General features: G+C 72.3%; 29 protein-coding genes. 19 read left to right on the forward strand and 10 right to left on the reverse strand.

Annotated features, from left to right (window positions below; all coding sequences use genetic code 11):
* The first annotated feature begins 21 nt into the window (after nt 1-21).
* Nucleotides 22-738, forward strand: coding sequence for a TetR family transcriptional regulator (locus OG439_RS09645; protein ID WP_326949027.1), 717 nt, complete (start codon nt 22-24; stop codon nt 736-738).
* 1 nt (nt 739) lies between these two features.
* Here the strand turns inward: OG439_RS09645 and OG439_RS09650 are convergent, their stop codons facing one another.
* Together OG439_RS09650 and OG439_RS09655 are read right to left on the reverse strand one after the other, a co-directional pair.
* Nucleotides 740-1,081, reverse strand: coding sequence for a hypothetical protein (locus OG439_RS09650; protein ID WP_326949028.1), 342 nt, complete (start codon nt 1,079-1,081; stop codon nt 740-742).
* 26 nt (nt 1,082-1,107) lie between these two features.
* Nucleotides 1,108-1,701 (reverse strand): SRPBCC family protein, encoded by a 594-nt coding sequence (locus OG439_RS09655; protein ID WP_326949029.1) that lies wholly within the window; start codon nt 1,699-1,701, stop codon nt 1,108-1,110.
* Nucleotides 1,702-1,792: 91 nt separating this feature from the next.
* Here OG439_RS09655 and OG439_RS09660 point away from each other — a divergent pair, with 91 nt between their 5' ends.
* Entirely contained in the window at nt 1,793-2,443 is a 651-nt protein-coding gene (locus OG439_RS09660) for a TetR/AcrR family transcriptional regulator (protein ID WP_326949030.1), read from the forward strand.
* Nucleotides 2,444-2,595: 152 nt separating this feature from the next.
* Nucleotides 2,596-2,841, forward strand: a complete 246-nt coding sequence (locus tag OG439_RS50055; protein WP_442792296.1) for a hypothetical protein — start codon at nt 2,596-2,598, stop codon at nt 2,839-2,841.
* A gap of 617 nt (nt 2,842-3,458) precedes the next feature.
* Here OG439_RS50055 and ligA read toward each other — a convergent pair.
* Together ligA and OG439_RS09670 are read right to left on the reverse strand one after the other, a co-directional pair.
* Complete coding sequence (gene ligA, locus OG439_RS09665) at nt 3,459-5,450, reverse strand: NAD-dependent DNA ligase LigA (protein ID WP_326949031.1); 1,992 nt, start codon at nt 5,448-5,450, stop codon at nt 3,459-3,461.
* Nucleotides 5,451-5,460: 10 nt separating this feature from the next.
* The gene (locus OG439_RS09670; protein WP_326949032.1) at nt 5,461-6,351 is read right to left on the reverse strand and encodes a LysR family transcriptional regulator; all 891 of its coding nucleotides are present in this window, start codon (nt 6,349-6,351) and stop codon (nt 5,461-5,463) included.
* 29 nt (nt 6,352-6,380) lie between these two features.
* On the opposite strand from OG439_RS09670, the gene OG439_RS09675 reads away from it, so the two are divergent.
* Nucleotides 6,381-7,526, forward strand: coding sequence for an FAD-dependent oxidoreductase (locus OG439_RS09675; protein WP_326951517.1), 1,146 nt, complete (start codon nt 6,381-6,383; stop codon nt 7,524-7,526).
* A gap of 137 nt (nt 7,527-7,663) precedes the next feature.
* Entirely contained in the window at nt 7,664-8,710 is a 1,047-nt protein-coding gene (locus tag OG439_RS09680; protein WP_326949033.1) for a class I SAM-dependent methyltransferase, read from the forward strand.
* Between the two features lie 47 nt (nt 8,711-8,757).
* Here the strand turns inward: OG439_RS09680 and OG439_RS09685 are convergent, their stop codons facing one another.
* The gene (locus tag OG439_RS09685) at nt 8,758-8,889 is read right to left on the reverse strand and encodes a hypothetical protein (protein WP_326949034.1); all 132 of its coding nucleotides are present in this window, start codon (nt 8,887-8,889) and stop codon (nt 8,758-8,760) included.
* 139 nt (nt 8,890-9,028) lie between these two features.
* Between OG439_RS09685 and OG439_RS09690 the strand changes: the two genes are divergently transcribed.
* Both OG439_RS09690 and OG439_RS09695 read left to right on the forward strand, forming a co-directional pair.
* Nucleotides 9,029-9,622, forward strand: a complete 594-nt coding sequence (locus OG439_RS09690) for a hypothetical protein (RefSeq protein WP_326949035.1) — start codon at nt 9,029-9,031, stop codon at nt 9,620-9,622.
* 13 nt (nt 9,623-9,635) lie between these two features.
* Nucleotides 9,636-10,025 (forward strand): ester cyclase, encoded by a 390-nt coding sequence (locus OG439_RS09695; protein ID WP_326949036.1) that lies wholly within the window; start codon nt 9,636-9,638, stop codon nt 10,023-10,025.
* 8 nt (nt 10,026-10,033) lie between these two features.
* On the opposite strand, the gene OG439_RS09700 is transcribed toward OG439_RS09695, so the two are convergent.
* Nucleotides 10,034-10,615: a TetR/AcrR family transcriptional regulator gene (locus tag OG439_RS09700; protein WP_326949037.1), complete on the reverse strand. Its 582-nt coding sequence runs from the start codon at nt 10,613-10,615 to the stop codon at nt 10,034-10,036.
* 68 nt (nt 10,616-10,683) lie between these two features.
* On the opposite strand from OG439_RS09700, the gene OG439_RS09705 reads away from it, so the two are divergent.
* Nucleotides 10,684-12,249, forward strand: coding sequence for an FAD-dependent monooxygenase (locus tag OG439_RS09705; RefSeq protein ID WP_326949038.1), 1,566 nt, complete (start codon nt 10,684-10,686; stop codon nt 12,247-12,249).
* Here OG439_RS09705 and OG439_RS09710 read toward each other — a convergent pair.
* A complete protein-coding gene (locus OG439_RS09710) occupies nt 12,230-14,230 on the reverse strand; it encodes a glycoside hydrolase family 31 protein (RefSeq protein WP_326949039.1) in 2,001 nt (666 codons plus the stop codon). The two genes, OG439_RS09705 and OG439_RS09710, sit on opposite strands and share 20 nt — an antisense overlap.
* A 163-nt stretch (nt 14,231-14,393) precedes the next feature.
* Here OG439_RS09710 and OG439_RS09715 point away from each other — a divergent pair, with 163 nt between their 5' ends.
* Nucleotides 14,394-15,158: a CPBP family glutamic-type intramembrane protease gene (locus OG439_RS09715; RefSeq protein ID WP_326949040.1), complete on the forward strand. Its 765-nt coding sequence runs from the start codon at nt 14,394-14,396 to the stop codon at nt 15,156-15,158.
* A 13-nt stretch (nt 15,159-15,171) separates the two neighbouring features.
* On the opposite strand, the gene OG439_RS09720 is transcribed toward OG439_RS09715, so the two are convergent.
* Nucleotides 15,172-15,585, reverse strand: a complete 414-nt coding sequence (locus OG439_RS09720) for a MarR family winged helix-turn-helix transcriptional regulator (RefSeq protein WP_326949041.1) — start codon at nt 15,583-15,585, stop codon at nt 15,172-15,174.
* Nucleotides 15,586-15,656: 71 nt separating this feature from the next.
* On the opposite strand from OG439_RS09720, the gene OG439_RS09725 reads away from it, so the two are divergent.
* Entirely contained in the window at nt 15,657-16,559 is a 903-nt protein-coding gene (locus OG439_RS09725; RefSeq protein ID WP_326949042.1) for an alpha/beta hydrolase, read from the forward strand.
* Here the strand turns inward: OG439_RS09725 and OG439_RS09730 are convergent.
* A complete protein-coding gene (locus tag OG439_RS09730) occupies nt 16,539-17,057 on the reverse strand; it encodes a winged helix-turn-helix transcriptional regulator (RefSeq protein WP_326949043.1) in 519 nt (172 codons plus the stop codon). The genes OG439_RS09725 and OG439_RS09730 overlap by 21 nt on opposite strands.
* A 93-nt stretch (nt 17,058-17,150) precedes the next feature.
* Between OG439_RS09730 and OG439_RS09735 the strand changes: the two genes are divergently transcribed.
* From OG439_RS09735 to OG439_RS09770, 8 genes are all read left to right on the forward strand, one after another.
* Entirely contained in the window at nt 17,151-18,533 is a 1,383-nt protein-coding gene (locus tag OG439_RS09735) for an MFS transporter (protein ID WP_326949044.1), read from the forward strand.
* 146 nt (nt 18,534-18,679) lie between these two features.
* Entirely contained in the window at nt 18,680-19,153 is a 474-nt protein-coding gene (locus tag OG439_RS09740; protein WP_247051227.1) for an Asp23/Gls24 family envelope stress response protein, read from the forward strand.
* Nucleotides 19,150-19,515: a hypothetical protein gene (locus OG439_RS09745; RefSeq protein ID WP_326949045.1), complete on the forward strand. Its 366-nt coding sequence runs from the start codon at nt 19,150-19,152 to the stop codon at nt 19,513-19,515. Before OG439_RS09740 ends, OG439_RS09745 begins: the two co-directional genes overlap by 4 nt.
* Nucleotides 19,512-19,688: a hypothetical protein gene (locus OG439_RS09750; protein ID WP_247051229.1), complete on the forward strand. Its 177-nt coding sequence runs from the start codon at nt 19,512-19,514 to the stop codon at nt 19,686-19,688. Before OG439_RS09745 ends, OG439_RS09750 begins: the two co-directional genes overlap by 4 nt.
* Nucleotides 19,689-19,690: 2 nt before the next feature.
* A complete protein-coding gene (locus tag OG439_RS09755; protein ID WP_326949046.1) occupies nt 19,691-20,071 on the forward strand; it encodes an Asp23/Gls24 family envelope stress response protein in 381 nt (126 codons plus the stop codon).
* Nucleotides 20,068-20,595 (forward strand): DUF6286 domain-containing protein, encoded by a 528-nt coding sequence (locus OG439_RS09760; RefSeq protein WP_326949047.1) that lies wholly within the window; start codon nt 20,068-20,070, stop codon nt 20,593-20,595. Before OG439_RS09755 ends, OG439_RS09760 begins: the two co-directional genes overlap by 4 nt.
* Nucleotides 20,592-21,164, forward strand: a complete 573-nt coding sequence (gene amaP, locus OG439_RS09765; RefSeq protein ID WP_326949048.1) for an alkaline shock response membrane anchor protein AmaP — start codon at nt 20,592-20,594, stop codon at nt 21,162-21,164. Before OG439_RS09760 ends, amaP begins: the two co-directional genes overlap by 4 nt.
* 83 nt (nt 21,165-21,247) lie before the next feature.
* Nucleotides 21,248-21,739, forward strand: coding sequence for a molybdopterin-binding protein (locus OG439_RS09770; protein ID WP_326949049.1), 492 nt, complete (start codon nt 21,248-21,250; stop codon nt 21,737-21,739).
* On the opposite strand, the gene eno is transcribed toward OG439_RS09770, so the two are convergent.
* Nucleotides 21,723-23,006, reverse strand: a complete 1,284-nt coding sequence (eno, locus tag OG439_RS09775; protein ID WP_326949050.1) for a phosphopyruvate hydratase — start codon at nt 23,004-23,006, stop codon at nt 21,723-21,725. The two genes, OG439_RS09770 and eno, sit on opposite strands and share 17 nt — an antisense overlap.
* Nucleotides 23,007-23,185: 179 nt before the next feature.
* On the opposite strand from eno, the gene OG439_RS09780 reads away from it, so the two are divergent.
* A complete protein-coding gene (locus OG439_RS09780) occupies nt 23,186-23,917 on the forward strand; it encodes a TetR/AcrR family transcriptional regulator (protein WP_326949051.1) in 732 nt (243 codons plus the stop codon).
* Nucleotide 23,918 lies beyond the last annotated feature (1 nt).

Here is a 23,918-nt window from a genome sequence, read left to right on the forward strand (position 1 = left end):
GCGGTGCACTAAGCTGGTGCCATGAGTCCGCGAACGGTGAACTGGGCGGCCTCGCGCACCCGGCGCAACGGGGAGCCCGAGGTCGAGGGACTGCGCGAGCGCAAGAAGCGGCTGATGCGTCAGCAGCTCTCGGACACGGCGACGGAGATGTTCGTCGAGCGGGGCTTCGACGCCGTGCGCGTGGCGGAGATCGCCGAGGCGTGCGGGGTGTCGGAGAAGACCGTCTTCAACTACTTCCCGACCAAGGAGTCGCTGATCCTCGACCACCCGGACGCGGCGCTGACCGCGTTGCGGTCCGACCTGGCCGAGCCCGGCGTGTCCCCGGTCGAAGCGACGTTGCGGATCCTCGCGGAGGAGCGCGCCGCCGTCCTGTCTTGGCTCGCCGAGCAGGACGACCCGGCCGAGGCGGTCACGAAGTCCCGGCGGTTCGGGCTGCTGATCGCGACCACGCCGGCCCTGCGCGCGCACCGCTTGGAGATGACCGAACAGCTCGTCGTGGTCGCCGCCGAGGCGCTGGCCGAGCGGGCCGGCACCACCCCGGACGACCCGGAACCGCGGGTGCTGGCCACCGCGCTCGTCGCGCTCTGGCAGATCCAGTTCCGGTCGATGGCCAAGCACCTCGACGTCACCCGCACGGCGGAGGAGGTCGAGGACCTGGTCTCGGCCGACGTCGGGCGCGCGGCGGGACTCGTCGAAGCCGGGCTCGCGGCTCTCCCGGAGTTCGCGGGCGAGGCCTGAGCTACTTCGTGGTCGAGCGCCGCCGGACGACGTGGTGCGCGATGGCGGTCGCGACGCCGACCGCGGTGAAGACGCCGGTGGCGACCGGGCTCAGGAACTTCGACAGGCTCGGCGCGTCGCTCGGGCCGAGCAGCCAGAACGCGAGCGACCCGGCGTAGACCGCGGTGAGGGCGGCGGTCGGCCAGCGGACGGCGCGCAGGCGGGGTTCGCGCAGCGTGCCGATCAGCACGACGATGATCGGGATCCCGGCGAGCAGGGCGAACTGCCCGGCGACGAAGACCGGGACGGCCCAGGCCGCGACGAGGACAGCGAGCGAGGTCTTGCGGGCGGTGGCGGTGGTCATCGGTTTCTCCTGACGGTTGCGGGGTTTCAGCGGGCTTCGGCGGTCGTCTTGAGCGCGGCCAGCCAGGCGTCGAGGCCCGGGGCGAGGTACTGGATGGCCGTGGCCGGGTCGGCTTCGATCTGCTTGCCGGTCCAGCTCTCCTCGGTGCGGACGAGGACGCCGCCGCGCACCGGCGTGAAGTTCCAGACGTGGACGCCGCGGTCGATGCTCAGGCCGTCGCCGATCGCCGGCCCGGTCCAGCGGATGCACCGGCCGGGCGTGACCTGCTGGACGGTCGAGGTGATGACGAGGGTCGTCGCGGGCGTGGTGGGCGTGGCCGGTGCCGGGGTGGTCCACCGGAACCGCGAGCCCGGCCGCAGCGGGCCGGGGTCGAGCCGCTTCACGCTGGTGACGGCGTCCTGCCAGGACGGCCAGCCCTCGACGGCGGTGTGCAGTGTCCAGACGGTGCTCAGGGGCGCCTTGATCAGCGTCTCGGTCCGGTAGTGGAGCTGGGCGGCGGGGTCGATGCCGGTGCCGTGGCAGGTCAGGCTCGTCGCCGCTTCGGCCGGGGTGGCGGCGGTGACGCCGAAGATCCCGGCGGCGGCCAGCGGGATCGCGATCAGCGCGGAACGGAAGCTCATCGGGTACTCCTTGTTAGTGGTCGTCGTGTTGGTTAGAAGCTATAACTACGTTGGCGTGAGTGTCAATAGGAAAAGTGATATCCTCTAACTCATGACGGACCCAGCTGGTCAGAGCCCCCGTGAGCGGTACCGGGCTCAGGTGCGCGCGGAGATCAAGCAGCACGCGTGGGAGCAGATCGCCGCGGCGGGCGTGCCGGCGCTGTCGCTCAACGCGATCGCCAAGCAGGTGGGCATGAGCGGCCCCGCGCTGTACCGCTACTTCGCGAGCCGCGACGAGCTGATCACCGCCCTGATCCGCGACGCATACCGAAGCCTCGCCGACACGGTCCGCGCGGCCCGCTCCGCAGGCGCGGACCTGGCGGCACTGGCCCACGTCGTACGGGACTGGGCTCGAAGCGACCCCCAGCGCTACTTCCTCATCTACGGCACGCCGGTCCCGGGCTACCACGCCCCGGACGACATCACGGCGATCTCGTTCGAGGTCATGACAGTGCTCCTGGACGCGGCCTCCGGCACGCTCCCGGCGGACCGCGCGTCGACCCCGTTCGACAAGCACCTGGAGACCCACCGCGACTGGGCCGCAGACCACCCGGCGGGAGCCGCGACACTGCACCGAGCGCTGGCGTTCTGGACGCGCCTGCACGGCGTGCTGTCCCTGGAACTGGCGGGCCACTTCGCCGGCATGAAGTTCGACCCGGACCTGCTGATCGACGAGGAACTCAAGGCCCTGCTGGAAAAGTGACCGCCGCGGCTTGCTTGGGGCGGCCGCGGTCGTGAGTGTTTAGGAGGGTTAGAACCCTCCTAAACACTCACGACAACCCACGGCAGAACCCGACGGCTGGAAGGTCGGCCCCAGCGGCCTCGCGGACGGGCCGGCGACCATGCCCGCCGGGAGTGGCGAACACGCCTGCCGGGAGTGGCCGACTCGCCGACCGGCGCGGTCAACCCGCCGCCGGGAGTGGTCGACTTGCCGGCGGGAGTGGCCGACTTGCCGCTGGAGGCGGCCGACTCGCTGACCGGTGCGGCCGACTCGCCGCCGGGAACGGCCGACTCGCCCGACCGGTGCCGCCAACATGCCGCCAGGAGCGGCAAGGCGCGCCACCGTCCGGGGCCGGTCGGCTGCCCAACCCAAAGCCGTGAGGGGCACCCTCATGGCTCCTGTGTCCCTGAGGGTGCCCCTCACGACAACCGGTCCGACGGCCCGCGGCTGGCACGCCGCCGGGAGCGGCCAACGTTGGCTGGAGCGGTCAGCGTGCTGACCGGCGCGCCCAACATGCCGTCACGAGCGGCAAAGCGCGCCGCCGGGGGCGGTAAGGCGCGCCGACGGGGGCGGCCAGCGTGCTGCCCGGCGGGCCAACATGCCGTCGGGAGTGGCAAAGCGCGCCATCACACGGGGCCGGTCGGCTCGCTGGGCCAAAGCCATGAGGGGCACCCTCATGGCTCTTATGTCCCTGAGGGTGCCCCTCATGACATACCGGTCCGATGGCCCCAGCCGACACGCTGCCGGGAGCGGCCAACGTGTGACTGGAGCGGCCAAGGTGCCCTCGGGAGTGGCCATTATGTTGACTGGAGCAGCCAAGTTGCCGCCGGGAGTGGCCACCGCCGGGAGCGGCCAACACGTTGGCCGGAGTGGCCAATGTGCGATCGGAGCCGCGAAGTTGCCGCTGGGAGCAGCCATCACGTTGGCTGGAGCGGCTAAGTTGCTGCCGAGAGTGGCCACCGCGTTGGCCGGGCGACCCGGGGCCAGAGGCCGGGGGCTAGACGATGCCGGCGTTGATCAGTAGGGGCCAGATTTCGCCTTGGTCCTTTACCTCTACTCCTAGCTTCTCCGCTTTCGTCAGCTTGCTCGCCCCGACGTCGGCGCCCGTGATGAGCAGGTCCGTGGTTGCCGAGACCGAGGATGCCGTGGTGGCGCCCGCTTTTTCGCACAGGCGCTGGAATGTCGGGCGGGGGACCTTCTCGCCCGAACGCGGGTCGTTGATGCCGCCCGTGATCACCACCGTCTTGCCCGCCAACGGGGCTCCCGCCGCTACTACCGGTGGGAGGTCCTCCTCGCGTACGTCCAGTGACACTCCCGCCTCGCGCAGCCGCTCCAGTTCCGGGCGCAGCCGGGTGAGGTGCTCGATCAGGGACGTCGCCACCTTCGGGCCGATGTCCTCCACCGCGACCAGGCCGTCTACGCCCGCGTCCACTACGTCTTCCAGGGAGCCGAATCCGGCTCGGCACAGGCGGGCGGCGGTGCCTTCCGACGCCATCGGGATCGCCAGGCCGATCAGCGCTCGCCGTAGGCCGACCTGGCGGCTTGTGTCGATCGACTCGATCATCCTGGTGGCCGAGACCTCGCCGATGCGGTCGTACTCCAGCAGCGTTTCCTTGGTCAGCCCGTAGAAGTCCGACGGCTGCTCCAGGATCCCCGTCTCCGCCAGCCGTTCGATCCAGACGCCGCCGATGGCGTCGATGTCCGCCGCGGCGCGTGACGCCCAGTGGATCAGCCGACGGACAGTCTGGGCCGGGCAGGAGACGTTGGTGCAGAACAGTTCCCGGCTGTTGCCCTGCTCGGTCAGCGGATGGCCGCACGACGGGCAGACCGTCGGCGGCACGATCTCCTGCTCCGCGCCCGTGCGCTTCGAGGCGTCGAGCACCCCGGCGACGAACGGGATCACGTCGCCGGCGCGGCGCACCAGCACCGTGTCGCCGATCTTGATGCCGCGGGCGCGGATGACCTCCTGGTTGGCCAGGGTCGCGCGGGTGACCGTGGTGCCGCCCACGAACACCGGCTCCAGCCAGGCGACCGGGGCGATCTTGCCCGTCTTGCCGACGTCCCAGACCACATCGGACAGCACCGTGGTCTTCTCTTCCGCGGCGAACTTGAACGCCAGCGCGCCGCGGGGTGAGCTCGACCGGGTGCCGGCGGCGGCGTAGGCGTCCCGGTCGGCCAGGCGCAGCACGGCGCCGTCGAGGTCGTAGTCCAGGTCGTTGCGCTGCTGCTCGATCGTGGTGATCACGTCCTGCGCGGCCTCGGCCTCCGTGCAACGCCGCATGTCCGCGGCGGTGAACCCGAGGGACGCCAGAGCGCTGCCCAGGTCGGTTTCCGCGCTGTCGGGGTCGGTGTAGAGGTCGAAGGCGAAGAACCGCAGGTTCCGGCCGGCGACCGTGGCCGGGTCCTTGGCCCGCAGTGTGCCCGCGGCGGCGTTGCGCGGGTTGATCAGCGGCTTGTCCGGGTGCGCGGTGTTGTAGGCGGCGAAGGTGGACCGCAGCATCACGGCCTCGCCGCGGACCTCGACGCGGCCCGGGGCGTCGACGCGGTCCGGGATGCCGTCGGTCAGCGCCCGCACGAGCTTCGTGACGTCGTCGCCGGTCGTGCCGTCGCCGCGGGTGATCGCCCGGGCCAGCCGGCCCTTCTCGTAGACCAGCGCCAGCGACAGGCCGTCCAGCTTCGGCATGACGACCACCGGCTGGCCGGGGAAGCGCTCGAAGAACGCCACGACCTGCTCGGGCCGGGTCGCCTTCTCCAGCGACAGCATCGGGCGCGAGTGCCGGATCGGCGCGTGCAGCACCGCGGGCGCGCCCACCTGGTCCAGCGGGTTCGGGTCCGGCGCGAGGTCCGGGTTCGCCTCGATCAGGCCACGCAGCTCGTCCTCGACGGCGTCGTACTCCGCGTCCGCCACCGTGGGCGAGCCCCGGTAGTAGGCGTCGCGCATGACGACGATCCGATCGGCGAGTTCCTGGATGCGTTCCCGAGCGTTCACGCACCAGACGTTACCGGGGACCACCGACAGAAAGGACGTCCCGGATCGTGTCGCGCAACCACGTGTGGGCACTGTCGCGGTCGTGGCGGGCGTGCCAGGCCAGCACCGCGGGGATCTCCGGCGTCGGCACGGGAAGCGGCCACCCGCGCAGCTCCGGGCCGAGCCGGGCGGCGGCCATCCCGGGGACGACGGTGACGAGCTCGGCGGCGGTGACGGCGGCCAGGGCCATGGCCAAAGTGGGCACGATGAGAGAGACGCGCCGGGCGGTGCCGTGCGCATCGAGGACGTCGTCGATGCGGTCGCGCCGGCGGCCGCGGCGGGAGACGACGACGTGGGGCAGCGCCGTGAAGCCGGCCGTCGTCGCCGGGTCGACGGCGAGGTCGTGGCGGCCGGCGGTGACCAGGGTGTCGGTCAGGACGGTCGCCGAGCGCACGTCGGCGGGGTGCGTCGTCTCGTCGGTCAGCCGGACGTCGACGGTGCCCCGGCGCAGCCCGTCGGCGTCCGTGTCCGCCTCGCCGAGCACCCGCAGGCAGACGCCCGGGGCGGTCGCCGCGACGCGGGCGATCAGGCGGGGGACCAGCGTGCCCGCCACGACGTCGTTGCACTGCAGCGTGAACGTGCGGTCCAGGGTGGCCAGGTCGAGGTCGGTCCCCGCGGTGAAGATCGTCTGGGCGCGCGTGACCAGCTGGTGCACCTCGTCGCGGATCCGCTCGGCGTAGGGCGTCGGCAGCATCACCCGGCCGGCGCGGACGAGGATCTCGTCGCCGGTCGCGCGCCGGATGCGCCCGAGCGTCCGGCTCATGGCCGGCTGGGAGAGGTGGAGCCGGTCCGCGGCGGCGCCGACGCTGCCTTCGTCGAGCAGGACGTCCAGCGCGACCAGCAGGTTCAGATCAAGATGCACCCAGGTAATGCTACAGATAGCGAACATGCATTTGCCATCATGACGCCGTCGTCCTTGACTGGAGGCAGGAGCGAACGAAGGAGCGGGACATGCACACAGTGATCGCCGGCGGCGGCCTCGTCGGGCTCACCACCGCCGCGGCCCTGCGGCGGATCGGGCACGACGTCACCGTCCTGGAGCAGGCGCCCGGGATCCGGGCCGCCGGGGCCGGGATCGGCTTGTGGGCCAACGCGATCCGGGTGCTCGAAGACGCCGGCGTCGACGTCCGCGCGCTCGGGCAGGAGATCAACGCGTGGTTCTTCGACCCGGCGGGGAAGCCGTTGCGCGCCAAGGGGTACGACGACAGCGATCACCGCTTCCTACTGGTGCCCCGGCCGGCGTTGAACACACTGCTCGCCGACGTCATCGGCCGCGACCGGATCCGGCTCTCCGCCCGGCTGACCGGGTTCGAGGACCGCGCGGACGAGGTCGTCGTCCACCTCGACGGCGGCGAGAGCCTGCACGCCGACCTGCTGATCGGCGCCGACGGCGTGTACTCCCGGGTCCGCTCGGGGCTGCTGCCGGGCACCGACGCCCAGGCGCACGCCGGGCACTACGCGTGGCGCGCGATCGTGCCGGCCGGGGACGAGCGCCCCGAAGGCACCGTGCTGACCATCGGGACGGACGGCACGCGCGGCGGCTACACCCGCGTCGCCGACGGGCAGACCATGTGGATGGTCAACCAGTTCGAAGCCGGGCCGCTGTCGGGAAGCAAGCGCGACCGCGCTCTGGCACGCGCCCGCAACCTCGCCGAAGCGGGCTGGCACGACGAGCTGCTGCGGATGATCGCGGCCACCTCCGAGGACGCGATCCTCGAGAACCGGATCATGCTCGTACCCCCGTTGCCGCGCTGGACCGGCTCGCGCGTGGCGCTCATCGGCGACGCCGCCCACGGCCTCTCGCCGCACATCGCCGCGGGCGGCACCCTCGGCGTCGAGGACGCCGGTGTGCTCCGGACCGCGCTGGCGTCAGCGGACTTGACCGAGGCCCTCAAGCAGTACGAACACGCCCGCATCGCCCGGTTCGAGCGGGTCCGGGAGTTCTCCGCCGCGGTCGAAGCAGCCGCCGGTCCCGCCGAGTTCGCCGCGCGGTACGCCGCGTTCAGCCACTGGATGCTGACCACTACACCGGTCTGAAGGAACGGAACGCAGTGGGCACAATCCGAGACGTCCGGTCACCCGAACGGCTTTTCTTGCCAGAATCGGGATATGGAGATCACGACCAGCAACGCGTCATACGTACTGATCGACGATGCTCGCACCCGGGGTGAGGCGTGAACACGACAGCCGCCACGTCCTACCGCGACGCGAAAGCCCACTACACCTCGCCCAAGCGCCGGGACCCGGTGAAGACCATGCTCGAAGAGGTGGTCACGCACCGGGTCCTGCGCGACGCCGTCGACCTGGTCCGGCGCGGGCCGGACGAGCCGCTGCGGGTGGTCGACATCGGTGCCGGCACCGGCGACGGGCTCGCGCTGCTCACCGAGCCGCACGGCGACCTCACCCCGGTGACCGACGACAGCCGGCTCGCCTACGTCGGCGTCGACCTCGACCCCGGCATGGTCGAGACGGCGCGCTCGCTGCACGCCGGGCGGCCCGCCGAGTTCGAGGTCGCCGACATGCGCGCCGAGCTCCCCGCCGGCGACTTCGACCTCTACTTGTCTTGCGGGGTGCCCTATTCGCACCTGCCGCACGCCGACACGATCGACGTCCTGACCGGGCTCATGCGGCGGATCGTCGAGACCCGCGACAGCGCCGTGATGATCGTCGACGTGCTCGGGCGCTACTCGGTCGAATGGACGCCGCGCTGGCCGGAGACGCGCTGGGCGTACAACATGAGCTTCTTCGAGGGGGCGAACGAGACCGTCCACGACCAGATGAGCTTCTACGACCGCGGGTCCCTCGACGACGCCCTCGTCCAGGCCGCGATCGGCGCGGGTGCCCGGCTGGGCGCGGTGACCTTCACCGACCGGTCCGTGCTCGTCGGCCGGCACACCGCCACCCGCGCGTTCAACCAGGCGATCCCGCCGTACCGCACGCTGCTCAACGAGCTCGCGCGCGGCGCCACCGACGTCGCTCCGGCGCAGCTGCGGTTCACGCCGCCCGCGGGGGAGGTGCCGTCGCGGGTCGAGGCGTTCTTCGCGGCCTTCGCCGAGCGCTGGAACGGCGTCCTCGCGGCGGCGGGGGAGCTGCGCTCACCGGAGCAGGCGAAGCGGCTCGCGCAGGCGTTGTTCGCGTGCGAACAGCAGTCCCAGCAGGGCCTGGGGGTCGGCCACTCGCTGATGGCCACGGTGGTCGTCGAGCGTCCGGCCGGCGGCTGAGCCGGGGGCGCGGGCCGGCCACCGGAGTGGACGGCCCGCGCTCGGGCTCACTGGCAGGCTTCGCAGTCCGGGTCGTCGATGCGGCAGGCGGCGCCGTCGGTGAGCGGGAAGTCGAAGTCGTCGAGCACGGGCACGACCGGCGCGGTCGACGCCTCGGGCGGCGTGGTGGTGGCGGACATGGCACTCCCTCGGATCGAAACGCTTTCTCTACTGTTCAGCGCCGAAGATCGACAGGCATTCCGTGACGCGCGCCACACGATCCCGCTCACCGAAACACGTGTGCGCGGGCGGTCGCCGGTCTTTGCTAGCTTCCCGGGAATGCGCGCACGGGTTCCGTTTGCAGCTTTTGTCCTGGTGCTGGTGATGTCGCTGCTCGGGACGGCGAGCGCGTCGGCCGCCGGCTCGTGCGAGTGCGCGACGCCGTCGATCGACGGCTACCAGCAGTGGCTGGCCAGCGGCGAGGGCACGACGGTGCCGGCGACGGGCAGCCTGCTCGTGCGCGACCACGGCCGGTACGCGGCGAAGGTGAGCTTCCTCAACGCCGAATGGCACGTGGCCGTCCTCTGGCTCGGCAACCAGTTCGAGGCGCAGGCCGACCTGTCCCGGTCGGCGGGGTTCCGGCTGACCTACAGCGCGACCGACGACCTCTACGTCCAGCTGCGCCCGGCGTCGCACTGGAGCGGCGGCGACAAGTGGCTGACGCTCGTGCCCTCGACGCACGGCAAGGTCGTGACGAGGTTCTTCAGCTTCGCGCCCCGCGCCTGGACGTCGCTGCCCGAGCTGGGCACGCCGACGTACTCGTTCGCCTCGGCGCTGACCGAGGCCCGCGGCCTGGTGTTCGTCGGCAAGACGCCGAACGTGCTGGCCTTCCGCGGCCTGCGCGTCGACGGCTACCGGCCGCCCTGCCTCTGAGTACCGTGGCCGGGTGGGTACGGAATCCGGCAATGTCGCGCGGATGCGCGCGTTCGTCGAGCAGGTGCACGAGGGCGGCCGGGTCGAGCTGATCGACGACTTCGTCCACCCCGATTTCCGGAACCGGTCGGCGAAGAACGGCCTGCCGGACGATCGCCGGAGCGTGGCCGCGGTCACGCGGGCGCTGCACACCGCGTTCGCAGGCCTGAAGGTTGAGATCGTGCACTGCGTGGACACCGATGACGTCGTCGCCACCCACAAGATCTACCGCGGCCGCCACGTCGGCGGGTGGCTGGGCACGCCGCCGTCGGGCCGGGACGTCGAGTTCCGCGTGATGGACTTCGTGCGGATGCGCGACGGGCAGTTCGTCGAGCACTGGTCCGTTCTCGGCCCGCTGCAGTAGGGCCGGGCTCAGCGGGAGGCCGGCCAGCCGTGGTCCAGGATCGCGAACGCGGCTTCGGCTGTCGCGACCGGGTCCGCGGCGCGCATCGCCAGCGCTGACGTCTCCAGGGCGAAGTGCGCCAGCGCGGCGCAGCCGGGATCGTCCTCGGGGGCCCCGGTTTCCGTGGCGAGCGCCCGCCTGAGCGCGTCTTCGTGGCGCATCCACATCCGGTGCCAGTACCGGCTCAGTGCGGGCGTCCGGTGCACGAGGTCCAGGAACGCCGACGCGCCTTCGGTTGCGGCGCCCAGCCGGACGCGGGCGAGCGTGTAGTCCCGAAGCGCGTCCAGCACGGAGGTGCCGGACGCTCGGTCCCGCACGGTGGCGATCAGGCCCTCTTCGACGTCGCCGTCGCGGTCGAAGACCAGGGATTCCTTGGTGGGGAAGTGTTTCTGCAGGGTCGTGGTGGACACGTCGGCGGCCTCGGCGATCTCGCGGACGCCGACGTCGTCGAACCCGCGCTCGAGGAACAGGCGCAGGGCCGCGTCGGCCAGCGCCCGGTGGGTGGCCGCCTTCTTGCGCTCGCGCCGGCCCGGCCCGGTCTCCGTGGTCATGGCTTGACGATATCACTAGTTGCACGGTGTACTGAGTTGTACCGTGTCACTTTTAGAGGGAGTCTCCCATGACCGCACGTGTCCCCGTCCTGATCAGCGGCGGCGGGATCGCCGGCCTGACCACCGCCCTGCTGCTGCGTCGCGAAGGGGTGTTCCCGGTGCTCGTGGACCGGCGCGACGGCTCGTCGCCCCAGCCGAAGGCGCGCCGCTTCAACCCCCGCAGCACCGAGATGTTCCGCCTGCTCGGCCTGGCCGACGAGGTCGACGAGGCGAGCGCGCCACTGGCGGCGTTCAGCCAGGTGCTGACCGGCCCGACGCTCGCCGCGGCCCGCCCGCGGGAGCTGACCGACCTGCTGCGCGCCCGGCGGGGGCAGCAGGGGCGGATGCCCGAGCTGAGTCCGGCACCGAACGTCCTGTGTCCTCAGTCCGTGCTGGAACCGCTGCTGCGCCGGGCCGCCCAGGAGCGCGGCGTGTCCGTGCGGCTCGGCACCGAACTCGTGTCGTTCACCCAGGACGACGGCGGGGTGACGGCGGTGCTGCGGCCGGCGGACGGCGAGCCGTACGAGCTGGCCGCGGACTACCTGGTCGCCGCCGACGGCGCCCGCAGCCCCGTCCGCGAGGCGCTCGGCATCACCCGCGGCGGCCACGGCCACCTCGCCGACAACCTCGACCTCCACTTCCGCGCCGACCTCACGGACCTGGTGCGGGACAAGCCGTTCAACCTGTGCCAGATCGAGAACCCGGTGGCCTCGGGCGCGTTCCTCTCGGTCAACGGCACCGACCGCTGGCTGTTCTCCACCGCCGACTTCCCCGACGCGGGCACCCTCGGCGACGGCGACTGGCTGGACCTCCTGCGGATCGTGGTGGGCGTGCCGGACCTCGACGTCGAGCTGCTCGGCCGGTCACCGTGGGAGTCCGCGATGCGCGTGGCCGACCGGTTCGCCGACGGCCGGGTGTTCCTGACGGGCGACGCCGCGCACGTGATGCCCCCGATGGCCGCGGCCGGCGCCAACACGGCCGTCGCCGACGCGGCCAACCTCGCCTGGAAGCTCGCGGCCGTGCTGGCCGGGAAGGCGGCCCCGGCGCTGCTCGGCACGTACGACACCGAACGCCGTCCGGCCGGCTACGCGATCGCCGAGGCGTCCAGCACGGTGATCGGGCACGTGGGCGACATGCTGTCCGCCTTCACCAAGGGCGGCGGGCTGCCGGGCGACCCGATGACGACGATGTTCGGCACCCAGTACGCGGACGGCGCGTTCGTCCCGGACGGCCGCGACCCCGCGCCCGCCGATCACTACGCCCCGGCGGGCCGCCCCGGCACCCGCGTCCCGCACGCGTGGCTCGACGCGACGACGTCCACTGTGGACTACGCCGGGCCGGGTCTGACGCTGCTCACCGGCCCGGACAACGGCCACTGGATCGCCGAGGCCGACCGGCTCGGGCTGCGGTGGGCCTCGGTGCCGCACGACGGCTGGCTGGCTGAGGTCTGCCTGCCCGCCGACGGTGCGTTGCTGCTGCGGCCCGACGTCGTGGTCGCGTGGCATTCGACGTCGGACACGTCGCTGGCCGACGCGCTCACGCGGGTGCTCGGCTCCCGCGTGAGCGCCGGTCAGCTCAGCGGGACAGCGCGGTGATCAGGCCGGCCGAACCAGCGGCGCCGAGGCGCACGAACATCGGGGTGGTGCCGAGCGGCGCCGGGTAGCCGCGCAGGGTGCGCCCGCCCAGCTCGACGCGGTGGGTGTTCGGGTCGAACCACAGGCCGGCCGGCAGGACGACGTCGCGCGACGTGCCCGCCGTGATCATCGGCGCGGCGAGCAGGGCCGGGCCGAGCAGCCACTCGTCGTCGATCGTGTCGAAGCGGTGGTCGGCGGGGAAGTCGAAGAAGACCGGCCGCATGATCGGCGTGCCGTCCGCGACCGCCTGCTTCACCTGCGTCTGCAGGTAACCGGCCAGCTTCGCGTGCGTGCGCACCGCGTCGGCGTACAGACGGGCGGTGTCGGCGGGGTAGGTCACCGGCTTGCCGGTGGTGGTGTCGACGGTCGTCACCGGCGACGTCGAGGCGTACATCAGCGGCATCAGCGACGCCGCCTGCGCCCAGCGCACCAGGACTTCCTCCGACGGCGGCGGCATGCTCTCGGAGCCGCCGATCATGTCTGTCTCGACGAACGGGTAGCCGTCGGCGGAGATCGCCGAAGCCCGGCGCAGGGAGGTGCGCAGGCCGTCCCACGTCGTGTCCGCGTCGACCGCGCGGATGACGAAGCCGTAGCGCTGGTTCCCCCAGTGCGTGCGGATCCCGGCGCCCTGCTGGTCGAACCGGTCGGTCATGTCCGCGCCGAGCTTCTGGTAGTCCTGCGGCGTCAGGCCGTTCGACGTCGCGCAGCTGTCGTCGAAGAAGCGGGTGTCGAACTTGAAGCCGTCGACGCCGTAGTCCGCCATCAGCGTGCGCAGGTTGCCGGTGTACCAGTCGCGGGCCTGCGGGTTGCCGAGGTCGATGATCCCCGCCGTGCCGTTCCACCACGTCACGGTGCACGGCTCGGCGGGGTTCGCCTTCGCGTGCAGCAGGTAGCCGTGGTCGCGGGCGTACCCGTAGTTCGCCGAGTCGAGGTTGATCCAGAACGTCGTCCACAGCCCGAACTTCTGGCCCATGCCGTGGATGTCGTCGACGAGCTTCTTCGGATTGGGGAACGTCTTCGCGTCGAAGGTCAGGTTGCCGTAGTTCGACTCCCACTTGTCGTCGAGCTGCACGGTGTGGCCGGCGACGTTCGCGGCCTTCAGGTCGCGCGCCCACGCCACGACCTTGTCTTGGTCGATGTTCCGGTAGTACTGCGCCCACGAGTTCCACAGTGGACTGGCGTACTCGGCGTCGGTCGCGTCGCTCTTCTCCGGCTTGCCGACTTGGCCGACGTAGTCGTCGTAGACCGCGCGGCGGCTCGACTCGACGAACACCGTGCTCGCGTACTCCGCCGACCCGGTCACCGTGAGGTCGGCGCGCCCGTTCGCCAGCGCGACCTTCATCGGCTGCGCGGTGCGGACGTACACCCCGATCGACTTCGAGGTGTAGAAGTACGGCTCCTGCATCATGTAGCTGGCGGGGGAGAACTCCGGCTCGTCCACCGCGCCCGCGGAGAGCGGGTACGGCTGGGGCGTGCCCTCGCTCGTCTCCCCGCCGCCGTACCAGTGCCCGGACGCCGCCAGGTCGAAGTGCGTAGCCCGGTCCCCGGCCGGCTCGCCGGCCACCGACCAGCTCAGGTCGAACCGGTCCGCGTGCGGCGTCAGCCGGAGGGTCACGGTCCTGCCCGCGGTGCTGTCGGCTTCGACGACCACGGTCGCGCCCTGCTTCGAGACGGACCGTACGCGCGTCGCCACCGCGGTGCCGAAGGTGAACGCGTCCGGCGCGGTGCGCAGCAGGGTCGCCCCGCCTCGCGAAACGCTGACGCCGAGGTGGGCGGGGTCGACGCGCACCTGGTAGCCCGGGGCGTCGCCGCTGCGTGGCACCGAGAAGGTCCCCGCCGTGAGCCGGTCCGCCGCCGCGGGCGCCGCGAGGGCTCCCGTGAGCGCCAGGGCGACGGCGCCGCACAGCAGCCGTCGAGGGGTTCCGCTTAGCCGTCGATGCACTCGAGCCTCCGGAAAGTGCGAGAAACTGCTCGTTAACACGTCCATTCGCGCATGAGTAAGCATGACAGGCTGATGGGGTTCCTTGTCAAGAGTTCGCGAGACCCGCGCCGCTGGGTCATGATCGGGACCCGAGCCCGCGGGGCTCCCGGCGGAGTGGAGTCGTATGTCGTCGCAGCCTGTCAAGGCCGGGAGCCGCGCGCTGCCGGTGTGGGCGTACCTCGCCCTGGTCGTCGGGTACGTGGTGGTGACCGGGCTGATCGGCTGGGCGGCGACCGCCGGGATCGACGTCGCGTACGCCAGCCCGACCTCGCTCGACGAGGTCTGGCGCAGCCTCACGCTCCCGGTCGGCATCGGGCTGGTGCTGGTCGCCGTGGCGATCACGGCGCTGCGGTGGTGGCGGCCGGTGCTGACCGACGACCGGCCGGTGCAGCGCTGGGTGGTCGCCGTCCCGGTGATCATGGTCGTGGCGATCCTGCTCGCGACCGACTACGCCGGGCTCGCCGACCGCGGCCTCGGCTTCACGCTGCTGCTCCTGCTGAGCGCGTTGTTCGTCGGCTACGCCGAAGAGGCGCTCTTCCGCGGGATCGGCGTGACGGTCTTCCGCGCCCACAGCTTCTCCGAGGGCAAGGTCGCGCTGTGGTCGTCGGTCGTCTTCGGCGTCGCGCACGCCGCGAACCTGTTCTCCACCGGCCCGAAAGCGCTCGTCCAGGTGCTGGTGGTCGCCGTGGCGGGTTACTTCTTCTACCTCGTCCGGCGGCGCACCGGCGGATTGCTGCTGCCCGGCCTGCTCCACGGGCTCTGGGACTTCTCGCTCATCTCGTCCGCGGTCGTCCCCGGCCGCGCGTACGTGGGTCCCGGCGCGAGTGTGCTCGCCCTGGTGGTGCTCACGGTGCTCGTCCTCGTCCGGCGACGCCGGATCGAGCTGTGACCCTCGGCCAGGCTCAGTCGTCGAGGGTGTGGTCGAGCAGGGCGAAGAGCTGGTCGAGCTGCTTGCGGCCGAGCTTGCGCAGCGGGCAGGCGGCGTCCAGCGCCGCGAGCGCGGCCTCCCGCGCCTCGCGGCCCTCGGGGGTGAGGGCGAGGACCCGGAAGCGGCGGTTCGTCGGGTCTTCGGTTCTGGTGAGATAACCCAGCTCCACCAGGCGTTCGGTGGTGAACGTGAGGTTGGACTTGGTGCTGTCGATCCGTTCCGAGATCGCCTTCATGGTCGGCGGCGGCTCATCGGGGTCGATGGCCCACAGGACGTAGACCGTCGGCATGGTCAGGCCGAGCGCGTCCAGCGCCGGCTCCGCGCCGCGGGTCGTCGTCGTGACGATCTCGTAGAGCGCCTCGAGCGGTGACCGGTGGGGGAGTCGCATCCGGTGATCCTACAACGCTGGCACGGTACAGCGCTTGAACTCGACGGTTGAGCGCTGGTACGGTTCAAGTCATGAACAGTCAAGTGACGGTCGAGCACGTCCGGTTCGCGTCATCCGGAGTGGACCTGGCCGGCGACCTCTTCCACCCCGCGTCCGAAGTGGACGGTCCCCGGACGGCCGTGGTCGTGGCCGGCGCGTGGCGCACGGTCAAGGAACAGATGCCTGCGCGGTACGCCCGGGAGCTGGCCGCCCGCGGGTTTTCCGCGCTGGCGTTCGACTTCCGCTCCTGGGGCGCGAGCGGCGGCCGCCCGCGGTCCATGGAAGATCCCCTGGCCAAGGCCGACGACCTGGTCGCGGCCGCCGGGTACCTGGCCGCGCGGTCCGACGTCGACCGCGTCGCCGGCCTGGGCATCTGCGCGAGCGGCGCGTACCTGGCCTCGGCGGCGGCGAAGACGTCGCTCTTCTCGTCACTCGCCCTCGTGGCGCCCGCACTGCCCAGCCGCGAGACGGTGGTGGCCAACCTCGGTGGCCCGCAGGGGGTCGCCGCTCTCCGCGACGCGGGCCGGGAAGCGCGGGAGCACTACGAGCGGACGGGGGAGGAGCGGCTGGAACCGGCGGTGCCGCGCACGGACGAAAGCCTCCCCGCCGACTACTTCGCCGACCCCGCGCGCGGCGCGATTCCCGCGTGGGACAACACGTTCAACCCCGCCTCGTGGGACCAGTGGCTCGACTACGACGCGCAGGCGTCGGCGTCCCGGCTTACCGTGCCGTTGCTCGTGGTGCACAGCGACGCGGCGGCGAGCCCGGAGAGCGTCCGCGAGTTCGTCGCCGCGGTGCCCGAGCCCGTCGAACAGTGCTGGCTCGACGGCGTCACCCAGTACGACTTCTACGACCGGCCGGGTCCGGTGAAGACCGCCGCCGACGCCGTGGCGCGGCACTTCACCGCGGTGCCCTCAGTGCACCGGCAGCAGTAGCGGCCGCGGCTCGGCCAAGGCCGCCGTGATCGGGCTGTCCTGTGGCGACGGCGGCGGCAGCCCCGGGCCCGGGGTCATCACCGTCTCGGCGATCGGCACCTGCGCGCCGCACGTGACGCACGCGCCCGCCGGGGTCACCTCGCCGCCGCAGGAGGCGTGCACGAAGACGCGCCGGCGGCCTTCGGGGGCGTAGAACTCGTCGCCCCAGGCCGACAGGGAGCGGACGACCGGCCACAGCGCGAGGCCCTTCGCGGTCAGCTCGTACTCGCTCCGCTTGCCCGGCCCCGGGACGCGGGTCATGACCTCTTCGCGGACCAGGAACTCCAGCCGTTCGGTCAGCACCGCGCGGGGGGTGCCCAGGTGCTCCAGGAAGTCGCTGAACCGCCGGACGCCGAAGACCGCGTCGCGCACGATCAGCAGCGTCCAGCGCTCGCCGACGATCTCGAGGGCGCGCACGATCGAGCAGGCCTGGCCGGTGTACTCGCGGGGGAGTGCCATGCGCCCCAGTGTGCCACAGAAAGGTTCGGTGAACGAACAAACCGTGCTAGCCTCCGGGCGAATAGTTCGGTCACCGAATCAACTGGAGCTCGCATGGACCGCCGCCCGGCCGCTGTGCTCGTCGCCTCCGGCGGCGGCACCCTGCTCGCCATGTTCGTGTTCACCGCGCCGCTCTCGATCGTCCCGTCGGTGGCCCGCGGGCTCGGCGCCGGCGCGATCGCGACGTCGTGGATCCTCAGCTCGATGAGCCTCGGCCTGGCGGTCGCCCTCCTGTCGGCCGGCGCGATCGGCGACGACTTCGGCCGGCGGCGCGTGTTCGCGGCCGGCGGGGCGGTGCTGGCCGCCGGGTCGCTGCTGTGCGCGATCGCGCCCGGGCCGTTGACCTTCATCGTCGGCCGGGTCGTCGAAGGGCTCGGGGCGGCCGCGCTGATCGCCTGCGGTCTCGCCGTGCTCGGCCACGCCTTCCCGGACGCCGCCGGCCGCGCCCGCGCCACCGGGGTGTGGGGCGCGTGCCTCGGCGCCGGCATCGCGATCGGCCCGGTGGCCGGCGCGGTCCTCGACCTCGCCGCCGGCTGGCGCGTGCTCTACCTCGTCACCACCGTGCTGTCCCTCGGCGTCGCCGTGCTGGGCCGGGTCCTGCTCGACGAGTCCGTCTCGGGCCGGGCGCGCAAGGTCGACGTCGCCGGCTCGCTGCTGCTCGGCGGCGGCCTCGCGGCCCTGCTCGCCGCGCTCACCGAAGGCCGCCAGGGCTGGACGAGCCCCCTGGAGGTGATGCTCCTCGTCGCCGCGGTCGTCTTGCTCGCCGTGTTCTTCGCGCACCAGCGCCGGGCCGAGGGCGGGATGCTCGACCTCACGTTGTTCCGCCGCCCGGCGCTGCTTTCGGCGACGACCGGCGCGTTCGTGGCGGGCGGCGGCGTCACGGCGTTGATGGCCTTCCTGTGCACGATGCTGGAGAACGGCCTGGCGTTCACCCCGCTGACGGCGTCGCTCGTGGTGCTGACGTGGTCGGCGACCAGCGTGGTCTCGGCGCTGCTGACCCGGCGCCTGCCCGCGGCGTTCTCCGGCGGGGCGCGGCTGAGCGCCGGCCTGCTGGTGGTGGCCGCCGGCCTGGTGCCGCTCGCGTTCGTCACCCCGGGCTCCGGCGCGGGCCCGCTGCTCGGCGGGCTGCTGCTGGCGGGGCTCGGCACCGGCGTGGTGAACGCGTCGCTGGGCCGGGAAGCGGTGGCGAGCGTGCCGCCGCACCGGGCCGGGATGGGCAGCGGCATCAACAACACCAGCCGGTACGTCGGCGCGGCGCTGGGCGTCACCGTGGTGACGGTGCTGGCGGTTCACCCGTCGGCGACCCCGGCGACGGACCTGGTCGCGGGCTGGAATGTGGCCGTACTGGTGGGAATCGCGCTGTCGGTGGCCGGCGCGGCGGTCATCGCCGCCCTGGGCGCGGCGGCGAAACGCGCCGGGGTTCCCGTCGCCGGGTAGACCGGGCGGTCACCCGTACACGGGAGATGGGTGTCACACGATCGGGTCGTGACGATCTTCCCACCGCGTTGTCTGTCCTGTGTGGAAGAACAATCAAGGGGCTTCCGCGAGAACACAACGCATTCCCGATGTGCGAAGGAGACGTCATGACGAACGCCACCGCCACCAAGGTGCCCGCCCAGCAGGCACCGTCCGACCAGGCCAAGAAGGGCGGCGACGGCGCGCTGGTGACGACCGAGGGCGCCACGTCGATCGCCGACGTCGTCGTCCAGAAGATCGCCGGCCTGGCCACGCGCGAGATCCCCGGCGTGCACGCCCTCGGCGGCGGCGCCGCGCGGGCCTTCTCCGCGATCCGCGAGCGGATCCCGGGCGCGACCGCCTCGGCCGGGCAGGGTGTGTCGGTCGAGGTCGGCGAGAAGCAGGCGGCCGTCGACCTGCAGATCGTCGTCGAGTACGGCGTGTCCATCGCGGACCTGTCGCGTTCGGTGCGCCGCAACGTGATCACCGCCGTCGAGCAGATGACCGGCCTGGAGGTGGTCGAGGTGAACATCAACGTCGGCGACCTGCACCTGCCGTCCGAGGACGAGGGCGAGACCACCGAAACCGGCCGGGTGCAGTGAATCCCGAACCCGACGCCGCCCGGATCGCGGCCGCCGTGCGGATCGCACCCGGCGTGACCGGGCTGCACGGCGGCCGGTTCGGCGAGATCGCCACGCTCGACCCGCCGCGGCGGGTCGCGGGCGTGCGCGTCCGCGACGAAGACGTCACGATCGCGGTCACCACGCGCTACCCGCTGGTGGCCGCGGACGTCGCCGCGGCCGTGCGCACCGCCGCCGCCGTCGCGGGGCGGCCGGTGCACGTCGTGATCGCGGACCTGGCCGAACCGGCCGGCGCCGCACCGGAGATCCCCGCACCGGAGATCCCCGGACCGGAGATCCGCGGAAAAGTGGTTGCCGCACAAGAGAAGGAGAGGGTCTCGTGAAGTCCACGCAGCTGGGTCTGCTCACCGGCCTCGTCCTGGGGCTGGCCGTCGCGTTCGGCGGCTTCGGCGCGTTCGCCGCGGTCGCCGTGCTGGGGGCGATCGGCTTCCTGGTCGGGCGCTACCTCGACGGCAAGCTCGACCTGTCGCAGCTCTCCGGCCGCGATCGGGGCTGAGCGTGACCACCACCCTGACCGCGCCGGTCGCCGAGCGCGGCGTGCTGACCATCTCGGCGCAGGCGGTCGAACGGCTGGCCGCCTGCGCCGTGCTCGAGGTCGACGACGTCGGCGGCGCGGCCGGCCGGGTCCTCGGCGTCAGCCTGAGCGGCGAGGACCTCGACCACTCCGCGAAGGTGAGCGCCCACGTCGGCGACGGGACCGTGACGCTCGACGTCCGGATCTCGATCGTCTACCCCGCCTCGGTCGCGCGCACCACCGAACGGGCGCGTGAACACCTCGTGGAGCGGGTGGAGGAGCTGACCGGGCTCACGGTCACGCGCGTCGACCTCGTGGTCACCGCCCTGCACACCACCGCGGGCCAAGTACGGAGGGTCGAATGAAACGCCGTCCCCGCCGGAGCGTCCCGGCCGTCCTGACCGCGGTGGTGGTGCTGGCCGCGTGCGTGCTTGTCGCCGTCGTGGCGGTCCAGCTGATCCTCGGTGAACGTCCGTGGGTCAGCCCGGACTCGGTCGCGTCCCGGCTGCACGACCTGCGGTGGACGGACGTGCTGCCGGCCGTGGCCGGGGGCGTCGTCGCGTTGCTCGGGCTCGTCTTGGTGCTCGGCGCGATCCTGCCGGGGACCATGACCGTGCTGCCGCTGGGCGGATCGTTCGACGCGGGCGCCGCTCGCGGCGGCTACCGCTCGACGCTGCGCGCCGCCGCGGCGGGCGTCGACGGCGTGTCCGGTGCCGCGGTCAAGCTCGGCACCCGGCGGGTGAAGGTCCGGGTCGAGACGGCCCGGACCCGGACCGACGGCCTCGCCGACGCCGTCCGCGAGGCGGTCGGCCACCGGCTCGACCAGGTCGGCCCGGCCACCCGGCCGGCCGTCTCGGTGCGGGTCCGCGCTCCCCGGAGGAAGTCATGACGAACCTGAACCGTCCCGCCCGGCTCAACCGCGTCCTGCTCGGCCTGGTCGGGCTGGTGCTGCTGGCCGCGGGCGGGTTCGCGGTCGCGACGCACTTCCGCCGGCTGACCGTCGTCGACCCGGGGTCGCCGCTGGTCCCGGGCACGGCGTCGCCGCCGACGTGGGTGCTCTACGTCGCCGCCGCGGTGGCCGTGGTGCTCGGGCTGCTGGTGCTGCGCTGGCTGCTCGCCCAGCTGGCGCGCCGCCCGCGGACGCAGACGTGGCGCTTCGAACAGGACCCGGACCGCGGCCGGACCGAACTGGCCGCCGACGCCGCGGTGGCGCCGTTCACCGAGGAGCTCCGGACGTATCCCGGCGTGCACCAGGCCCGGGCCACGCTGGCCGGGACCCGGGAGGACCCGACGCTGGCGCTGGTCGTCTCGGTGGAGCAGGACGGCGACCCCACGGAGATCCGCGAACGCCTGGAGACCGAGGGCCTGCCGCGGCTCCGGCAGGCGCTCGACCTCGACGCGGTCCCGGTCGCGATCGAGTTCCGCTTCACCACGTCCGCCGGCCCTCGCATCCGCTGACGCGGCGTCCCGGGTCGTAAAGTTCCGTATCTGCGGCCGTATCGTGGCTGTACGCCGCGACCACGGTGACTTAGCGTGGAGGGATGGAACCGTCAGCAGTCGGGCTCCTGGTCACCGGGACCGGGTGCGCGTCGCGGGTGATCGGGATCGGCGAGCTGCGGGAGCGGTCGCGGATCCGGCTCGACGTCGAGTACGTGACCCGCCGCCGGCACGAGCGGCACGAGGTGCACGGCGTGCACCTGTACGACGTCCTGCGCGAAGGCCCGCTGCCGGTGGACACGCGGCACAAGATGGCGAGCCTGACGGTGGTCGTGCTGGCGGTGGCCGAGGACGGGTTCCAGGTCGCGCTGTCGCTGGCGGAGCTGGATCCGGAGTTCGGTGCCTGCGCCGCGTTGCTGGCGACCCGCTACAACGGCGAGCTGCTCGCCCGCCCGACGCTGGTGATGCCGAGCGACCAGCGGGCCAGCCGGTACGTCCGCGGACTGGCCCGGCTGCAGCTGATGTGCGTCGCCGGCGACCCGGTCCGGAACGGCGTGCGCGGTTCCGGACCGGATCGGGTCAGCGGCGGCCGCTGATGGTGGACGCGCCGGCGTAACGGGCTTCGGCGCCGAGCTCCTCCTCGATGCGGATGAGCTGGTTGTACTTGGCCGTGCGGTCGGAACGCGACAGCGAGCCGGTCTTGATCTGGCCGCAGTTGGTGGCCACGGCGAGGTCGGCGATCGTGGTGTCCTCGGTTTCGCCGGACCGGTGCGACATGACGGCCGAGTAGCCCGCCTTGTGCGCGGTCTCGACGGCGTCGAGCGTCTCGGTGAGCGTGCCGATCTGGTTGACCTTGATCAGGATCGAGTTGCCGATGCCGCGCTCGATGCCGTCCTTGAGCAGGTTCACGTTGGTGCAGAACAGGTCGTCGCCGACGAGCTGCACGCGGTCGCCGATCCGGTCCGTCAGCTGCTTCCAGCCCTCGAAGTCGTCCTGCGCCAGGCCGTCCTCGATGGAGATGATCGGGTACTTCGCGGTCAGCTCGGCGAGGTAGGCGACGTGCTCCTCGACGCTGCGCTTGCGGCCTTCGCCGGTGTAGTCGTAGACCTCGCCGGTGTAGAACTCGGACGCGGCCGGGTCGAGCAGCAGTGCGATGTCCTCGCCGGGCTTGTAGCCGGACTGCTCGATCGCGCGCAGGACGAACTCGAGCGCTTCGTCGGCGGAGCTGAGGTTCGGCGCGAAGCCGCCTTCGTCACCGACGTTGGTGCCGTGCCCGGCGTCGTGCAGTGACTTGCGCAGCGTGTGGAAGACCTCGGAGCCCATCCGGACGGCGTCGGCGAAGGTCTCCGCGCCGATCGGGCCGATCATGAACTCCTGGAAGTCGATCGGGTTGTCCGCGTGCGCGCCGCCGTTGATGATGTTCATCATCGGCATCGGCAGCAGGTGCGCGAACACGCCGCCGACGTAGCGGTAGAGCGGCAGCCCGCTGGCGGCCGCGGCGGCCTTGACCACCGCGAGCGAGACGCCGAGCGTGGCGTTCGCGCCGAGGCGGGCCTTGTTCGGGGTGCCGTCGAGGGCGATCAGCGCGTGGTCGACCTCGGTCTGCGCCTCGGCGTCGAGCCCGACGACCGCCTCGGCGATCTCGCCGTTGACCGCGTCGACGGCCTTGCGCACGCCCTTGCCGTGGAACCGCGACTTGTCCCCGTCGCGCAGTTCGACCGCTTCCTTCGTGCCGGTGGAGGCGCCCGACGGCACGGCGGCCCGGCCGAGCGAACCGTCCGCCAGCTCGACGTCGACCTCGACGGTCGGGTTGCCCCGGCTGTCGAGGACCTGGCGGCCGTGGACCCGGACGATGGCTGTCATGTGACTCCTCGATGAGTTCGCGCCGCGCACCGGTTACGGCGCAACGGCTGCAGGCGCGGCGCCACGGTGAGCCGCGAAACATCGGGAGACTAGCAGAAGTTACTGAATCGATCCTGAACTTTTCGTGAGCACGAGCCGCCGGGACGAGCGGCACCGCGAAGGCCGGTAGCATCCGGGAAATGGCGCCCCCTCGAACACCAGAGGCGACCCGCACCGGGCCGCGCCGGCGGGACGCGCAGGAGAACCTCGCGCGGATCCTGGCCACCGCGGTCGGCCTGTTCGCGGAACGGGGCCTCACCGTCACGCTCGCCGACGTCGCCAAGGCGGCCGGCGTGGGTGTCGGGACGGTCTACCGGACCTTCGCGACGAAGGACGACCTGATCCACGAGGTCTACGAACCCCGGTTCGAGGCGGCGGAACAGCAAGCGCTCGACGCGAGCACGGACGCGGACCCGTGGCACGGGATCGCCGGGTTCCTCGAAACCTGCGTCACGACGCTGGCGCCCGACCGCGGCTTCCGCGAGCTCCTGAACGGGTCCTACAGCGAAACGCTCGGCTGGTCCCGCCCGCGCACGCCGCACCGGCTGGCGAAGCTCGTCGAGGACAGCCACAACCGGACCGGGGCGCACCTCGAGCGGCTCGTCCGGCGCGCCCGCGAGGCCGGGCTCGTGCGGGACGACCTCGTCGCGGGTGACCTGCTGCTGCTGTCGATGGCCGTGCAGACGTCGGTCGACTTCGGCGGCCCGCGCCACCCGCGGCTGTACCGGCGGGTGATCGGGCTCGTGCTGGACAGCCTGCAGCCCGCCCGCGAGGCGCCGACGCCGTTGCCGGAGCCGGGGCTGACCAACCGGCAGATCGCGGCACTGGAACGGCAGCGGCGCCAGCGGATCGCGCCACCCGTGGCGACGTAGT

The organism is Amycolatopsis sp. NBC_01307, assembly GCF_035975215.1.
Classification (GTDB): domain Bacteria; phylum Actinomycetota; class Actinomycetes; order Mycobacteriales; family Pseudonocardiaceae; genus Amycolatopsis.

Coding starts and splice junctions, on each gene's coding strand:
- OG439_RS09645 (WP_326949027.1), top strand. CDS start 22: ATGAGTCCGCGAACGGTGAACTGGGCGGCCTCGCGCACCCGGCGCAAC.
- OG439_RS09650 (WP_326949028.1), bottom strand. CDS start 1,081: ATGACCACCGCCACCGCCCGCAAGACCTCGCTCGCTGTCCTCGTCGCG.
- OG439_RS09655 (WP_326949029.1), bottom strand. CDS start 1,701: ATGAGCTTCCGTTCCGCGCTGATCGCGATCCCGCTGGCCGCCGCCGGG.
- OG439_RS09660 (WP_326949030.1), top strand. CDS start 1,793: ATGACGGACCCAGCTGGTCAGAGCCCCCGTGAGCGGTACCGGGCTCAG.
- OG439_RS09685 (WP_326949034.1), bottom strand. CDS start 8,889: ATGTCCGCCACCACCACGCCGCCCGAGGCGTCGACCGCGCCGGTCGTG.
- OG439_RS09690 (WP_326949035.1), top strand. CDS start 9,029: ATGCGCGCACGGGTTCCGTTTGCAGCTTTTGTCCTGGTGCTGGTGATG.
- OG439_RS09700 (WP_326949037.1), bottom strand. CDS start 10,615: ATGACCACGGAGACCGGGCCGGGCCGGCGCGAGCGCAAGAAGGCGGCC.
- OG439_RS09705 (WP_326949038.1), top strand. CDS start 10,684: ATGACCGCACGTGTCCCCGTCCTGATCAGCGGCGGCGGGATCGCCGGC.
- OG439_RS09715 (WP_326949040.1), top strand. CDS start 14,394: ATGTCGTCGCAGCCTGTCAAGGCCGGGAGCCGCGCGCTGCCGGTGTGG.
- OG439_RS09720 (WP_326949041.1), bottom strand. CDS start 15,585: ATGCGACTCCCCCACCGGTCACCGCTCGAGGCGCTCTACGAGATCGTC.
- OG439_RS09725 (WP_326949042.1), top strand. CDS start 15,657: ATGAACAGTCAAGTGACGGTCGAGCACGTCCGGTTCGCGTCATCCGGA.
- OG439_RS09730 (WP_326949043.1), bottom strand. CDS start 17,057: ATGGCACTCCCCCGCGAGTACACCGGCCAGGCCTGCTCGATCGTGCGC.
- OG439_RS09735 (WP_326949044.1), top strand. CDS start 17,151: ATGGACCGCCGCCCGGCCGCTGTGCTCGTCGCCTCCGGCGGCGGCACC.
- OG439_RS09740 (WP_247051227.1), top strand. CDS start 18,680: ATGACGAACGCCACCGCCACCAAGGTGCCCGCCCAGCAGGCACCGTCC.
- OG439_RS09760 (WP_326949047.1), top strand. CDS start 20,068: ATGAAACGCCGTCCCCGCCGGAGCGTCCCGGCCGTCCTGACCGCGGTG.
- amaP (WP_326949048.1), top strand. CDS start 20,592: ATGACGAACCTGAACCGTCCCGCCCGGCTCAACCGCGTCCTGCTCGGC.
- OG439_RS09770 (WP_326949049.1), top strand. CDS start 21,248: ATGGAACCGTCAGCAGTCGGGCTCCTGGTCACCGGGACCGGGTGCGCG.
- eno (WP_326949050.1), bottom strand. CDS start 23,006: ATGACAGCCATCGTCCGGGTCCACGGCCGCCAGGTCCTCGACAGCCGG.
- OG439_RS09780 (WP_326949051.1), top strand. CDS start 23,186: ATGGCGCCCCCTCGAACACCAGAGGCGACCCGCACCGGGCCGCGCCGG.